11 protein-coding genes and 1 pseudogene are annotated in these 13,252 nt (G+C 70.3%); 6 read left to right on the top strand and 6 right to left on the bottom strand.

Annotated features, from left to right (window positions below; genetic code table 11):
* Positions 1 to 4 precede the first annotated feature (4 nt).
* From otsB to H9L17_RS13560, 4 genes are all read right to left on the bottom strand, one after another.
* A complete protein-coding gene (otsB, locus tag H9L17_RS13575; protein WP_187569950.1) occupies positions 5 to 793 on the bottom strand; it encodes a trehalose-phosphatase in 789 nt (262 codons plus the stop codon).
* Between the two features lie 75 nt (positions 794 to 868).
* Positions 869 to 2,005, bottom strand: coding sequence for a DUF3182 family protein (locus H9L17_RS13570; RefSeq protein ID WP_187569949.1), 1,137 nt, complete (start codon positions 2,003 to 2,005; stop codon positions 869 to 871).
* 252 nt (positions 2,006 to 2,257) lie between these two features.
* On the bottom strand, positions 2,258 to 3,022 hold the full coding sequence (locus tag H9L17_RS13565; protein ID WP_187569948.1) for a flagellar brake protein: 765 nt from the start codon (positions 3,020 to 3,022) through the stop codon (positions 2,258 to 2,260).
* Positions 3,023 to 3,080: 58 nt separating this feature from the next.
* Positions 3,081 to 4,406: a dicarboxylate/amino acid:cation symporter gene (locus H9L17_RS13560; protein ID WP_187569947.1), complete on the bottom strand. Its 1,326-nt coding sequence runs from the start codon at positions 4,404 to 4,406 to the stop codon at positions 3,081 to 3,083.
* 107 nt (positions 4,407 to 4,513) lie between these two features.
* Between H9L17_RS13560 and H9L17_RS13555 the strand changes: the two genes are divergently transcribed.
* Positions 4,514 to 6,247 (top strand): alkaline phosphatase, encoded by a 1,734-nt coding sequence (locus tag H9L17_RS13555; protein ID WP_187569946.1) that lies wholly within the window; start codon positions 4,514 to 4,516, stop codon positions 6,245 to 6,247.
* A gap of 134 nt (positions 6,248 to 6,381) precedes the next feature.
* Here the strand turns inward: H9L17_RS13555 and H9L17_RS13550 are convergent, their stop codons facing one another.
* Complete coding sequence (locus H9L17_RS13550) at positions 6,382 to 6,801, bottom strand: CopD family protein (protein WP_187569945.1); 420 nt, start codon at positions 6,799 to 6,801, stop codon at positions 6,382 to 6,384.
* A 154-nt stretch (positions 6,802 to 6,955) separates the two neighbouring features.
* Between H9L17_RS13550 and H9L17_RS13545 the strand changes: the two genes are divergently transcribed.
* The 5 genes and pseudogenes from H9L17_RS13545 (at position 6,956) to H9L17_RS13525 (ending at position 10,550) form a co-directional block, all read left to right on the top strand.
* Entirely contained in the window at positions 6,956 to 7,549 is a 594-nt protein-coding gene (locus H9L17_RS13545; protein ID WP_187569944.1) for a class I SAM-dependent methyltransferase, read from the top strand.
* Positions 7,550 to 7,635: 86 nt separating this feature from the next.
* The gene (locus tag H9L17_RS13540; protein WP_187571979.1) at positions 7,636 to 8,916 is read left to right on the top strand and encodes a polyhydroxyalkanoate depolymerase; all 1,281 of its coding nucleotides are present in this window, start codon (positions 7,636 to 7,638) and stop codon (positions 8,914 to 8,916) included.
* Between the two features lie 82 nt (positions 8,917 to 8,998).
* Positions 8,999 to 9,169: pseudogene (locus tag H9L17_RS13535) on the top strand (HupB); the annotation flags it as partial.
* A 70-nt stretch (positions 9,170 to 9,239) separates the two neighbouring features.
* Positions 9,240 to 10,157 carry a peptidylprolyl isomerase gene (locus H9L17_RS13530; protein ID WP_246455097.1) on the top strand — a complete coding sequence of 306 codons (918 nt, stop codon included), beginning with the start codon at positions 9,240 to 9,242 and terminating at the stop codon, positions 10,155 to 10,157.
* A gap of 99 nt (positions 10,158 to 10,256) precedes the next feature.
* Positions 10,257 to 10,550, top strand: a complete 294-nt coding sequence (locus tag H9L17_RS13525) for a hypothetical protein (protein ID WP_187569941.1) — start codon at positions 10,257 to 10,259, stop codon at positions 10,548 to 10,550.
* Between the two features lie 89 nt (positions 10,551 to 10,639).
* Here H9L17_RS13525 and H9L17_RS13520 read toward each other — a convergent pair whose 3' ends face one another.
* Positions 10,640 to 13,174 (bottom strand): TonB-dependent receptor, encoded by a 2,535-nt coding sequence (locus H9L17_RS13520; protein WP_246455096.1) that lies wholly within the window; start codon positions 13,172 to 13,174, stop codon positions 10,640 to 10,642.
* Between the last annotated feature and the right edge of the window lie 78 nt (positions 13,175 to 13,252).

The raw sequence follows: 13,252 nt of genomic DNA, 5'->3' as shown, positions 1-13,252 counted from the left end.
TCGCTCATGCCGATGCCTCCCGTCCGTCGCCCGGCCACTGCTCCAGCCAGCGGCGCACGCCGGCGGGATCGGCCAGCCGGTACGCCGCCTGCGTCGGCCGGCGGTCGCCGACCACGATGCTGATGCCGGCGCGCTCGTTGACCAGCGCGAAGCCGGGCTCGTCGGTCAGATCGTCGCCGGCGAACACCGGCGTGCGGCCGGCGAACGGCGGCTCGCTCAGGAAAGCCGCGATCGCGCCGCCCTTGTCCGCGCCGGCAGGGCGCAGCTCCAGCACCCGGTTGCCGGGCTGTAGCTGGTAGCCCGGCAATCGCGCCAGCGCCAGCGCCGCGAACGCGCGCGCATCGCCTTCGGCCTCGGGCGCGGCGCGCCAGTGCAGCGCCAGCGTCCGCTGCTTGTCCTCCACCACCGCGCGCGGATGGCCGGCCATCCAGGCGCGCGCGTCGGCGACCAGCTTCGTCCAGGCCGCGCGGTCGAAGGCCGGCACCGCGGCCTCGGGCGCGGGCATCGACCCTGCGGCGCGCCGCTCCAGTCCGTGCAACCCGCCGGCCGCGAAAGCGCCAGGCGCGAACATCCGGTCGAGGCTGGCGATGCTGCGCCCGCTCACCAGCGCCAGCGCGCCGTCGAGCCGCCGCGCGATGGCGTCGAGGCGCGCGACCAGCGGCGGCTCCGCGCGCACGCTGGCGGGGTCGTCGTGGAAATCGAGCAGGCAGCCGTCCACGTCCAGGAACAGGGCGCAGTCGTCGGACAGCGGCGGAGGCGCGGGAAGCCGCGCGGCGATGTCGGCATCGGGCATGGCATCCGTTGTACGCAACCCGGTGTCGAGGAAATGTAATTCCGCCGCGCGCGGCGCATGCGCGACGCGTCGCGCTCACTCCGTCGCGGGCGCGTCCTCGACGATGCGCGCGTATTTGCACGGCGCGCCCGCGCCGCCGCGCCAGTAGACGAACGCATCCGCGGGCGCGGCTTCGCCGGTGTAGGTTTCCACCGTCTCGGCGACCACCCGCTGCAAGTCCGGTTGCGCCGCGAAGCGCTCGATCGCCAGCAGTTCCGCCATGCTTGCGCCGCCGAAGCGCCACGACTGCTCCAGCACGCCGAGATGCCGCCGCCCCACGCGGTCGACGCCGGCGATGACGTCATAGTTGCAGCGCGAGGCGACCACGCCGTAGGTGTGGCGGATCACCGCGTCGTAGCGGATCGCCGCGCGCACCGCGGCCTTGGGCTTGCCTTCCTCCAGCGACTCTTCGAGCTCTGCCAGGCCGCCGCGCACCAGTTCGAGCCGCGAGCCGCCGTACACCAGTTCGCCCGTCGGCGCGGCGACGTTGCGCTGCGTGCCCACGTAGGCGATGCCGTGCCCGCCCGGCAGCAGGCTGAAGCCGACGCTGTAGGTCACCGACTCCATCAGGTCGCGTTCCAGCACCACGCCCTCGTCCAGCACCTGCGGCGGCGTCGAACCGAGCCAGTGCGCGAGTTCCTCCTCGCCGCGGACCACGTGCTGGCCGTGGCCGCCGCGCTCGTACGGGCACTTCAGGCGGACGTGGCCGCCGCGGAGCAGGTCGAGGCCGGCGGCGAGGATGTCCTCGCGCCCGAACGCCGACCAGCCGGGCAGCGTGCAGTCCTCCAGCCCCATGATGTCGATCCAGCCCGCGGGCGCGGCGGCGTGCCGGCTGCGGCGCGAATGGCTCACCAGCTTGGTGGCCATGAACGGCGCCGGCACGATGCCGCCCCACAGCTGCAGGCCGTCGGCGATCCCGAGCACCTCGGCGGCGCGGCGCGACAGTGTGGAGACGGGAATCCAGTAGCGGCCGGCCGCCGGTAGCCCGGACACGGCCGCCACGTGCTGCGCGCCGAACAGCGCCGCCAGCCGGCCGGCGGCGAAGCGCAGCGCGGCCAGTTCGTGCGGCGCCCGCTGCGCCGCCTCGCCGCAGTCGATGGCGGCCACTTCGGTCGGCAATGCGGAGGCCCGCGCATCGGCCTCCCCCGCCTGTTGCAGGAGCGTTGCGATCATTCCGCCTCCTCGTCGCCAGCGTCCGGCCGGTGCCGGATCGCATCGCGATTGTGGCGAAGCGCCCGTGAGGAAGATCATCCGTCGGCCGCTCGTGACGCGCCATTGGCCGGAAAAATTTTCCCGGCGATGCAGTTAATTCACGCGATCGACCCGTGTTCATCCACGCCGGTCTCCCGCCTCGCTGCGCAGCCCGCGGCGGCAACAAAAAACCCGCCATCAGGCGGGTTTCGATCATTCGCGCGGTCGCGCCGCTCAGGACTCCAGCCAGCGCCTGCGCGCCAGCTGGTCGCGATCCAGTTGCATCAGGTAGCGGAACAGCTTGCGCTGCGCCGAAGGAGCCAGATCGACGAATTCGCAGCCGGCCTGGGCGGCATCGAGGCCGAGGTGGCTGCGGACGACGACGTGGCGGATCTGCAGGTTCACCTCCACCTCGCCCAGCTCCGGCAGCTCGATCCGGCAGCCGGTCAGCACCTCGCCGATCTTGAACTCCACCGCCGAGCGGGTGGCGACGATGGCCAGCCCGCCGCCGCCGATGTCGCGGATGCTGGCCTGGACCTCGCGTCCGTCCTCCAGCCGCAGGTGACAGGCCAGGCTGCCGGTCGGCGGCTCGCGGCGCATGAACTCGCGCCGCTGCAGGTAGAGCATGCGCTCCGGAATCGGCACCCGCAGCGCCGGCTTGCCCTCGTGCTCGTCCAGCCGCGCCGGGCCGCTGGAGAAGCGCAGCGCGGCGCGGTCGATGCTGCCCTCGATGCGCAGCAGGTGCGAGCCCAGCCACGCGTCCAGCATCCGCCGGGTGGAGGGCACGTCGATCCACAGCGCGTCGCCCTCGACCTGCAGCAGCATCGTCGCCATGCCGTCCGGGCTGTTCTCGGCGCGCACGGTCAAGGCGCAGCGATCCCCCGCCAGCCGCCGCAGGTGGTGGCGGATTTCGCCCGCGTCGTGGACGTAGAACTTGTCGTAGTAGCCGTCGAGATCGGCCGCGTCCAGCGCGTCGGAAGGGGATGGAACGTCGTTCATCACTCCAGCTTAACGGCTATCGACCGGCACTGCTTGATGACTGGCGTCGATCGGCCGGTCAGTCCGCGTCGGCGGCGTCGCCCTCGCGCAGGCCGACGTTGGTCGGCGCGGCCTCGTACACCGCCCGGTCCAGCATCCCGGTCTCCCGCGCCACCAGCACCGGCACCAGCATCTGCCCGGTCACGTTGGTCATGGTCCGCATCATGTCCAGCACCCGGTCGATGGCGTACAGGTAGCCGATGGTCTCCAGCGGCAGCCCGGCGGCCGACAGCACCACCGTCGCCATGATCACCGCCGTGCCCGGCACGCCGGCGGTGCCGAAGCTGCCCAGCACCGAGGCCAGCGCGATGATCAGGTACTGCGACAGCGACAGCTCGATGCCGGCGTACTGCGAGATGAACACCGCCGCCAGCGCCGGGTAGATCGCGCCGCAGCCGTCCATCTTGATGGTCGCGCCCAGCGGCACCGCGAACGCGGCGTAGTCCTTGTCGACGCCGAGGTTATGGGTGACGCTGCGCAGCGACGCCGGCAGCGCGGCGAAGCTGCTCGACGCCACGAACGCCACCTGCATGCCGGGCGCGGCGCCGCGGAAGAACTTCAGCGGGTTCAGCCCGTGCGCCAGCAGCAGCCCGCTGTACACGACCACGATGTGGAAGGCGCAGGCCAAGTACAGCGCCACCACGAAACTCAGCAGCGGGCGCAGCTGCTCGAAGCCGTAGCCGCCGACCAGCGCGGCGATCAGGCCGAAGGTGCCGAAGGGGGTGAACTCCAGCACGTAGCGGGTCACCTGGATCATCACGTCGCTGGCCTCGCCGACCAGCTTGCGGATGCCGGCGACCTTCTCGCCCAGCTTCACCATCGCGAAGCCGACCAACCCGGCGAAGAAGATCACCTGCAGCACCGTGCCGCTGCGCGGGACCAGCACCTTGGTGCCGTCGGCCAGCTTCGCGCTCGCCGCCCCGCCCAGCGCCTGGAACGGATTGGACGGCACCAGGTTGAGCAGCATGTCCAGCGCGCCCGGCACCTCCTTCGGGGTGTAGTCGGCGGCCATCTTCAGCTTTTCGACGCCGCTGCCCGGCTGCACGATCCAGCCGAACAGCAGGCCCACGCCCACCGCCAGAACCGCGGTCAGCGCGAACCACAGGAAGGTGCGCCCAGCCAGCGCGGCAATCGACTTCTGCCCGCTCAGCGACGCCACCGCGTTGATCACCGCGAAGAACACCAGCGGCACCGCGATCATCATGATCAGGGTGACGTAGAGGTCGCCGATGGGGCCGAACCAGGTTTCCGCATCCTTGCCGAACGCCCAGCCGGCCAGCGCGCCCAGCACGAAGCCGAGCACGACGCGCTTCCAGAACTTGATGCGGAACCACCAGTCGAACATGCGGGCAATCCGGGTGAAGGCCGGATCGCACGATACCCGAGCGCGGCATTCCGCGTCAGCGCCATGGCCGCAACACTGCGGACACCCCAAGCATTCATAATGCGCCGATGACGAAAACGCATTTCCGCCCCCGCTTCCGCCTGCTGGCGCCGGCCTGCGGCCTCGCCCTCGCCGCTTGCGCCAGCACCGCGCCCACCGCCGTCCCCGCCGCCGCGCCGCCCGTGCCGCAGTCGGCCGGCCTGCACGTGGCCGTGCCCGCCGTCGCCCATCCTTCCGGCGAAACGCCCGCCTGGTGGTACCGCGACGGCGCCGCGCAGGCCGCCGCGCGCGGCGCGACGGCTGGCCGCGCGAAGAACGTGATCGTGTTCCTTGGCGACGGCATGAGCCTGCCCACGGTGGCCGCCGCGCGCATCCTCGAAGGCCAGCGCAAGGGCGGCAGCGGCGAGGAGAACCGGCTGAGCTGGGAGAACTTCCCCGCCACCGCGCTCAGCAAGACCTACAACACCGATTCGCAGACGCCGGATTCCGCCGGCACCATGACCGCCATCACCACCGGGGTGAAGTCGCACATGGGCGCGATCGGCGTCTATGCCGGCGACAAGAACGACTGCGCCGGCAGCCTCGGCAGGCAGGCGCAGACCTGGCTGGAGCTGGCCGACGCCGCCGGCATGGCCACCGGCATCGTCACCACCGCTCGGATCACCCACGCCACCCCTGCCGCCACCTACGCGCACGTGCCCAACCGCAACTGGGAGAACGACGCAGCGCTGCCGAAACAGGCCGTGGCCGAAGGCTGCAAGGACATCGCCCGCCAGCTGATCGAGGCGACGCGGGACGGGCGCGGCCCGTCGATCGTGCTCGGCGGCGGCCGCAAGGAGTTCCTGACCGTCGCGCAGGCCGACCCGCAGCAGCCGGACAAGAAGGGCCTGCGCCGCGACGGCCGCGACCTGATCGCCGAATGGCGCGGCGCGCACCCGCAGGGCGCCTACGCCACCGATGCCGCCCAGCTCGCCGCCGCCGCGAACGCGCCCAGCGTGCTCGGCCTGTTCAACTACGACCACCTGCAATTCGACCACGACCGCAGCGCCAACGGCGCGGTGGAGCCGAGCCTGGCCGACATGACCCGCGTCGCCATCGCCCACCTGTCGCGCGGCGGCAACGGCTACGTGCTGATGGTCGAGGGCGCGAAGATCGACATGGCCAGCCACGAGGGCAACGCCTTCCGCGCGCTGGACGAAACCATCGCCTTCTCCGACGCGGTGCGCGCGGCGGCGGAAGCGACCTCGGCCGACGACACCCTGATCCTGGTCACCGCCGACCACGCGCACACCCTGACCTTCGTCGGCTACCCCGCGCGCGGCAACCCGATCCTCGGCAAGGTGCGCGGCAGCAACAGCTTCGACGGCGAGCCGGGCAAGCTGGCGCTGGACCTGAGCGGCAAGCCCTACACCACCCTCGTCTACGCCAACGGCCCCGGCAACACCGGCGCCAGCGAGGAACAGCCGGCCGGCCCCAAGCGCCACCCGCATTGGCCGAAGCAGCTGCTGGCGCCGGCCAATGGCCGCCCCGACCTGACCGACGTCGACACCGCCGATCCGGACTACATGCAGGAAGCGCTGGTGCCGCTCAGCGGCGAAAGCCACGGCGGCGACGACGTCGGCATCTGGGCGCGCGGCCCCGGCAGCGACGCGGTGCGCGGCTCGCTGGAGCAGAACGCGATCTACCACATCGTCGTGCAGGCCACCCCGCGCCTGCGCGAGGCGCTGTGCGCGAAGCGGCTGTGCGACGGCAACGGCGTGCCGGTGGAATTGCCTCGGTCGGGCGACTTCAAGCCCGAATGACCGTCGCTTCCTTCTCCCTCCGGGAGAAGGTGCCCGAAGGGCGGATGAGGGTGCGGTGACGCTTGAACATTCATCGCCTCACCGAACCCTCACCCCAACCCCTCTCCCGGAGGGAGAGGGGCTTCATCGGGCCCTCAGAACGGCTTCGCCAGCACCAGCCAGACGATCGCGACCAGCAGCAGCACCGGCACCTCGTTGAACCAGCGCAGCGCCTTCGACGAGGGCAGCGGCCTGCCGGCGTCCACGCCCTTCAGCCAGCGCCCGGCGACGCTGTAGTGGGTCATCATCAGCACCACCAGCGCCAGCTTGGCGTGCAGCCAGCCGCCGGCGATGTGGAAATGCAGCCACAGTGCCAGGCCCAGCAGGAAGGCGATGCCGAACATGGTGTGGCCGAAGCGGTACAGCCGCCGCCCCATCAGCACCAGCCGCGCGCGCACGTCCGGCGCGTCGCCCGCCTCGGCGATGTTGACGAGGATGCGCGGCAGGTAGAACACCGTCGACATCCACGCGATCACGAATACCAGGTGGAAGGTCTTGGTCAGCAGGTAGGCCATGCATTTGCTCGTCATCCTCGCGAAGGCGGGGATCCAGCCTTTGATTTTGCCTTCCGCCCGGGCAAAGCTGAAGCTGGACGCCCGCCTTCGCGGGAGTGACGAGCGGGGAAGCGGGAGTGACGGATCTGAAAACGGGAATGACGAGCAACACACCATGACCAAGACCTACGACCGCGCCTACTTCGACAAGTGGTACCGCCACGGCGGCATCGGCCACGCCGCGCGCCTGGCGCGCAAGGTGCAGCTTGCGGTGGCGACCGCCGAATACCACCTGGAGCGGCCGATCCGCAGCGTGCTGGACATCGGCTGCGGCGAAGGCGCATGGCGCGCGCCGCTGCTGAAGCTGCGCCCCAAGGTCAGCTATCTCGGCTTCGACAGCAGCGACTACGCGATCGCCCGCCACGGCCGCCGCCGCAACCTGCGCTTCGCGCGCTTCGCCGATTTCGAGCACCTGCGGCCCTGCCCGCCCGCCGACCTGCTGGTGTGCAGCGACGTGCTGCACTACCTCGACGCGCGCGAACTCGACCGCGGCCTGCCCGCGCTGGCCGAGCTGTGCGGCGGCGTCGCCTTCATCGAAGCGTTCGCGCGCGGCGACGGCGCGGAGGGCGACGAACACGACTTCAAGCAGCGCAGCGCCGCCTTCTACCGCGAGCGCCTGCGCGCGCTCGGCCTGCGCCCGCTGGGCTCGCACTGCTGGCTGTCGCCCGCGCTGGTGCCGCACGCCACGTCGCTGGAACTGCCGGACTGAGGGCGCGAACCGCCAACTACGTCACGGTCCGACAGGATCAATACGTTATGCTGCATCGCCGCAATCCGGGTCGAACCAACACGATGCTGCTGTACCAATTGCACGAACTCTGGCGCGCGGGCCTCGCGCCCTATACCTACTGGGCCGACGCCGGCGCCAAGATGTATTCCGCCCACGACAGCTGGCTGGCCAACATGCCCGGCGCGCAGCGCACCGCCGCCGCGTTCGAGCTGCTGTACCGGCTGGGCAAGGACTACGAGAAGCCCGAATTCGGCATCCACCAGATCGACGTCGAGGGCTTGTCGATTCCGGTGGTCGAACGCGTCGCGCTGGAAAAGCCCTTCTGCCGCCTGCTGCGCTTCAAGCGCTACCACGACCAGGCCGACGGGCTGGCGCGGATGAAGGACGACCCCGTCGTGCTGGTGGTCGCGCCGCTGTCCGGCCACCACGCCACCCTGCTGCGCGACACCGTGCGCACCCTGCTGGCCGACCACAAGGTCTACGTCACCGACTGGACCGACGCGCGCATGGTGCCGGCCGGCATCGGGCCGTTCCATCTCGACGACTACATCGCCTACGTGCAGGAATTCATCCGCCACATCGGCACCGACAACCTGCACGTGGTCAGCGTCTGCCAACCCACCGTGCCGGTGCTGGCGGCGATCTCGCTGATGGCCGCGCGCGGCGAGCCGCTGCCGAAGTCGATGACGATGATGGGCGGGCCGATCGACACCCGCGAATCGCCCACCGCGGTCAACAACCTCGCCACCCGCCAGCCGCTGTGGTGGTTCGAGAACAACGTGATCCACAACGTGCCGGCCAACTATCCGGGCGCGGGCCGCCGCGTGTATCCGGGCTTCCTCCAGCACATGGGCTTCGTGGCGATGAATCCGGAGCGCCACGGCATGTCGCACTGGGATTTCTACCAGGACCTGCTGAAGGGCGACCTCAGCTCGGCCGAATCGCACCGCAAGTTCTACGACGAGTACAACGCGGTGCTGGACATGCCGGCCGAGTACTACCTCGACACCATCCGCACCGTGTTCCAGGAGCACCTGCTGCCGCGCGGGCTGTGGGACGTGGCCGGCGAGCGCGTCGATCCGTCGCGGATCAGGGACTGCGCGCTGCTCACGGTCGAAGGCGAGCTGGACGACATCTCCGGCCAGGGCCAGACCCGCGCCGCGCACAAGCTGTGCACCGGCATCCCCGAGCAGGACCGCAAGCACCTGACCGTGCAGGGCGCCGGCCACTACGGCATCTTCAGCGGCCGCCGCTGGCGCACGCAGGTGTATCCGCAGGTGCGCGCCTTCATCGCCGCGCACGCGGGCAAGCCGGCAGCGAAGAGGCCCGCGCCGAAGCGCCGCTAGGCCGCACCCGCATTCAGCGCCGCCGTCACGCGGCGGCGACGCGCGCGGGCGCAGTCTCGGCCTTCCCGACCGGAGCACGGCCATGCCACGCGGCGACAAATCCGCCTACACCGACAAGCAGAAGCGCCAGGCGGCGCACATCGAAAGCAGCGAACGCAAGGAAGGGCGCTCGAAGGAAGCCGCCGAGCGCATCGCCTGGGCCACCGTCAACAAGCAGGACGGCGGCGGCAAGAAGTCCGGCAGCGGGCACAAGCGCACCACCCACTGACCGCGGCGCCGGCGCGCGGCGGGCTATGCTTGGCGCTTTCGCCGAGGATGCCGCCATGCGCCGAACCCTGCCCGCCTTCGCCCTTGCCGCCCTGATCGCCGCGCCCGCCATCGCGGCCGACGCGGCAAAGCCGCAGCCGCGCAAGTCCGCGCAGGACATCATCGACGCCGCGCCGGCCAGCGACTGGCGCGACCTCGACCCGGCCAACACCCTGTATATGGAGCTTCCGGGCGGGCGCGTGGTCATCGAACTCGCGCCCGGCTTCGCGCCGGAGCACGTCGCCAACATCCGGACGATGGCGAAGGGCGGGTTCTGGGACGGGCTGAACATCTATCGCTCGCAGGACAACTTCGTGGTGCAGTTCGGCGATCCCGACGGCGACGAGGCTGGCAAGGCCAAGCCGTATCCCGAGGGCACCAAGACGCATCTGCCCGCCGAGTTCACCCGCAGCGACAAGGGCGTGCGCTTCGACCGCCTGCCCGACGTGGACGGCTGGGCGCCGCAGATCGGCTTCGCCGACGGCATGCCGGCGGCGCGCGATCCGAAGACCGGCAAGCTGTGGATGACCCATTGCTACGGCGTGGTCGGCGCCGGCCGCAGCAATCCGCCGGACAGCAGCATCGGCGCCGAGCTCTACGTCGTCATCGGCCAGGCCCCGCGCGCGCTGGACCACCAGCTGACCGTGGTGGGCCGGGTGGTCAAGGGCATGGAGCTGCTCAGCGTGATCCCGCGCGGCCCGGCGCCGATGGGCTTCTACGAGAAGCCGGAGCAGCGCGCGCCGATCGTCTCCATCAAGCTCGCCAGCGAGGTGCCGGAAGCGCAGCGCACGCCGCTGCAGCTGCTGCGCACCGACAGCCGGGCGTTCGTCGACGCCACCGAGGCGCGCCGCAACCGGGTGGACGACTTCTACACCCAGCCGGCCGGCCACATCGACCTGTGCAACGTGCCGCTGCCGGTGCGCGAGGCGAAGTAATCGATCCACCGGCGCGCCGCGTCCCTTCGCGGCACGCCATCACCCCGCGTTCGCCCGCGTCCGCCTAGCCTGCGCTTCCCCCCACCGGAAGCCCACGCCATGTCCCTGATGCGCATCCGCCTGACCGGCAGCGAGGACGATGTCCGCGCGATCACCAACCTGTTGCAGAGCCTGGACGGCATCGAGCACGTCGAGGAAATCGACGACCTGATGCCGCACATGGACGATCCCGATTCCAGTTCGGCCGGCCTGAGCGACGTGCAGGGCCCGGACAGCCACGAACTGGAGATCGACGCCCCGAACGACGCCACCGCGCAGAAGGTGCGGCAGGCGGTGGAGGCGCTGGCGTTTGACCTCGACATCGTGGTCGAGTTCGAGCACGACGAAGGCTAGCGCGACCGCGGAGCAAGCCGGCGCCAGGAAGAAAGAAGGCGGCCATCGGGCCGCCTTCTTCGTTACCGCGCATGCACCTGCCGATCCGGTCAGAACTCCTTGCTGACCCGGATGCCCAGCGTGCGCGGCTGCGCGATCACCGTGTACGGCTCGCTGCCGCAGGTGAGCGCCGCGCACTGGGCGAAGCGGCTCATCTGCGCGCGCTCGTCCGTGGCGTTCTTCAGGAACACGTCCACCGACCAGCTGTCCTTGCGCCAGCCGGCCGACAGGTCGAGCAGCGTGTAGCTGTCCAGGTAGCCCAGCAGCGCGGTTTCCGCCGTGCGCATGTCCACGCGCCGCGTGCCGGCGTGCGACAGCGACGCCTGCCAGTACGCCTCGCCCTCGCCCAGCTCGAAGGTGTAGCGGGCGTTCAGCGCGCCCTTGAAGCGCGGCGTGACCGGCAACGAAGTGCCCGCGGCGGCCTGCGGACCATCCGGGAAGGAAACGCCGTCGACCACGCTGCCCGGCGGGCAGTCGACGATGATTTCCCCCGTGATCGGCGACGCCGCGCCGCAATAGTTCTGGGTCAGCCTGGCGTCGTACCAGGCGAAGCTGCCGGTGAACTGCAGGTTGTAGGTGGCGGCCCAGGTCAGGTCCAGCTCCATGCCGTCGATCCTCGCCTGGTTGGCATTGCGGATCTCGGTGAGGCCGTTCTGGCCGAGGTAGGAGAACTGGAAGTCCTTCCAGTCCTCGCGGAACACCGCGCCGTTGAAGATCAGGGTGCCGTCGGCCCAGGAAGTCTTCCAGCCCGCCTCGTAGTTGGTCAGGAAGTCCGACACGTAGGGCGGCAGCGTGCCGCGGCGGTTGATGCCGCCGGGGCGGTAGCCCTGCGACCAGGTGGCGTAGACCAGCTTGCTGTCGTCGATCTTCCAGGTGGCGTTGAGCCGATAGGTGGCATCGTGCTCCTTGATGCCCTTGTCGAACACCTTGCACGGTGCGCCGTCGTACGACTCCCAGTTGGACGGGGCGCCGTACTGCGCCAGGCAGCCCGCTTCGCCGTAGCGGTCCACCGGGTCCAGATTGCTACCTGAGGAGTAGCCGTTGGCGAAACCGAAGTAACCCTTCAGCCCGTTCTCGGAGCGGAACCAGCGCCCGCCCGCGGTCAGTTCCAGCCTGTCGGTGGCGTCGAAGCTGATCTGGCCGAACACCGCCTGGTCGCGGTCGCGGCGATCCTGCTCGGTCAGCCAGATGGTCTCCGGCCAGCCGCTCACCGACAGGTCGTCCGCCAGCCCGTCCACGCGGTAGCGCTGGTGGATGTTGTGCTTCTGCTGCTGCCAGAACAGCCCGGCCACCACCCGCACGCGGTTGTCCTGCGGCGAGGCGATGCGCAGTTCGTGGCTGGTGCGCTCGTAGCCGTCGGTGGCGTTGATGTACTGGGCCGGATTGATGAGGTCGCCGTTGTTGTCGTAGAAGTACGCGCCGTAGCCTGCGTTGGCGTCGTACCAGTAGCCGTAGTCGCTGTAGTCGGAGGCGGAATCGACATCGCGCTTCAAGTGCGAGAACACGTAGGTCAGGTCGAAGTTGCCGATCCGGCCTTCCACCGTCATCGCTGCCTGCCACCAGCGGTCGTCGGAGAACTCCGGGTTGAAGTGCTTGACCGCCATCTCGCCGCTGGAAGCGTCGTAGCCGGCGGCGGCGCTGCCGACCAGCGGGTCGATGCCGGCGCTGCCGTAGGCCTTCTGCTTCTGCGCGATGAGCTGCGGTGTGACCGTCCAGCGGTCGTTGATGTCGAGCTTCAGCGCGGCGCGCAGGCCGGCGGTGTCGGCGGTGTTGTAGTTCTTCTCGGCGAGGTCGGCGTTGTCGGCCACGATCCCCGAGGTCGGATAGGTGCGGGTGCCGTGCAGGTTGTCCACGTAGCCGGCGTCGTGCTTCTGCCAGCCGACCAGGCGCACAGCCGCGGTGTTCTCCTTGATCGGCAGGTTGACGAAGCCCTCCAGCACGTGGCCGATGCCGCCGCCGTCGATGGCGTTGGCTTCCACCGCGAAGCCGGCGGAGTAGCCGGACGGATCGGGCTTGCGGGTGATGATGCGCACCGTGCCGGACTGCGAGCTGGCGCCGTACAGCGTGCCCTGCGGGCCGGCCAGCGCCTCCACCCGGTCGATGTCGTACATGTGGATGTCGAGCGCGCCCTGGATGGTGGTGATCGGCTGCTCGTCGAGGTACATGCCCACGCTGGGCTGCGAGCCCGAGTGGTTGCCGTCGCCGCCGCTGGCGACGCCGCGCATGTACACCTGCACGAAGCCCGGCCCGGAGAACACGCCGCCGCCGGCGGTGCCGTAGCTCAGGCTGGGGATCAGCTTGGCGTAGTCGCTGAACGAGGCGACGTTCTGCTGTTCGAGCTGCTGGTTGCCCAGCACCTGCAGGCTGATCGGCACCTTCTGCAGGTTCTCCTCGCGCTTCTGCGCGGTCACCGTGACCGTGTCGAGGGTGCGCGCCTCGCGGTCCTTCTGCGGCAGCGGAGGCGGCGCGGCCTCCTGCGCCCAGGCCGGCGCGGCGAACGCCAGCGCCACCGCGGCGGCCAGCGGAATCTTGCGGAAACATCCGTACATCTCGCCATCGCGGCGACTGCGTTTGCTTGCGTGCATCGTGGACTCCCCTCCAGTTGTGGCACTCATCGTTGTTGTTCCGGTTCCGCGTCCCCCTGGCCGCTCGACCGGTCTTGC

This window comes from Thermomonas brevis (assembly GCF_014395425.1).
Classification (GTDB): domain Bacteria; phylum Pseudomonadota; class Gammaproteobacteria; order Xanthomonadales; family Xanthomonadaceae; genus Thermomonas; species Thermomonas brevis.
Note: the sequence above shows the minus strand (reverse complement) of the source record. Positions and strands in the feature narration are given on the sequence as shown.

What these genes read in the sequence shown, in the direction of transcription:
- otsB (WP_187569950.1), bottom strand. Translation starts at nt 793, where the DNA reads ATGCCCGATGCCGACATCGCCGCGCGGCTTCCCGCGCCTCCGCCGCTG.
- H9L17_RS13570 (WP_187569949.1), bottom strand. Translation starts at nt 2,005, where the DNA reads ATGATCGCAACGCTCCTGCAACAGGCGGGGGAGGCCGATGCGCGGGCC.
- H9L17_RS13565 (WP_187569948.1), bottom strand. Translation starts at nt 3,022, where the DNA reads ATGAACGACGTTCCATCCCCTTCCGACGCGCTGGACGCGGCCGATCTC.
- H9L17_RS13560 (WP_187569947.1), bottom strand. Translation starts at nt 4,406, where the DNA reads ATGTTCGACTGGTGGTTCCGCATCAAGTTCTGGAAGCGCGTCGTGCTC.
- H9L17_RS13555 (WP_187569946.1), top strand. Translation starts at nt 4,514, where the DNA reads ATGACGAAAACGCATTTCCGCCCCCGCTTCCGCCTGCTGGCGCCGGCC.
- H9L17_RS13550 (WP_187569945.1), bottom strand. Translation starts at nt 6,801, where the DNA reads ATGGCCTACCTGCTGACCAAGACCTTCCACCTGGTATTCGTGATCGCG.
- H9L17_RS13545 (WP_187569944.1), top strand. Translation starts at nt 6,956, where the DNA reads ATGACCAAGACCTACGACCGCGCCTACTTCGACAAGTGGTACCGCCAC.
- H9L17_RS13530 (WP_246455097.1), top strand. Translation starts at nt 9,240, where the DNA reads ATGCGCCGAACCCTGCCCGCCTTCGCCCTTGCCGCCCTGATCGCCGCG.
- H9L17_RS13525 (WP_187569941.1), top strand. Translation starts at nt 10,257, where the DNA reads ATGTCCCTGATGCGCATCCGCCTGACCGGCAGCGAGGACGATGTCCGC.
- H9L17_RS13520 (WP_246455096.1), bottom strand. Translation starts at nt 13,174, where the DNA reads ATGCACGCAAGCAAACGCAGTCGCCGCGATGGCGAGATGTACGGATGT.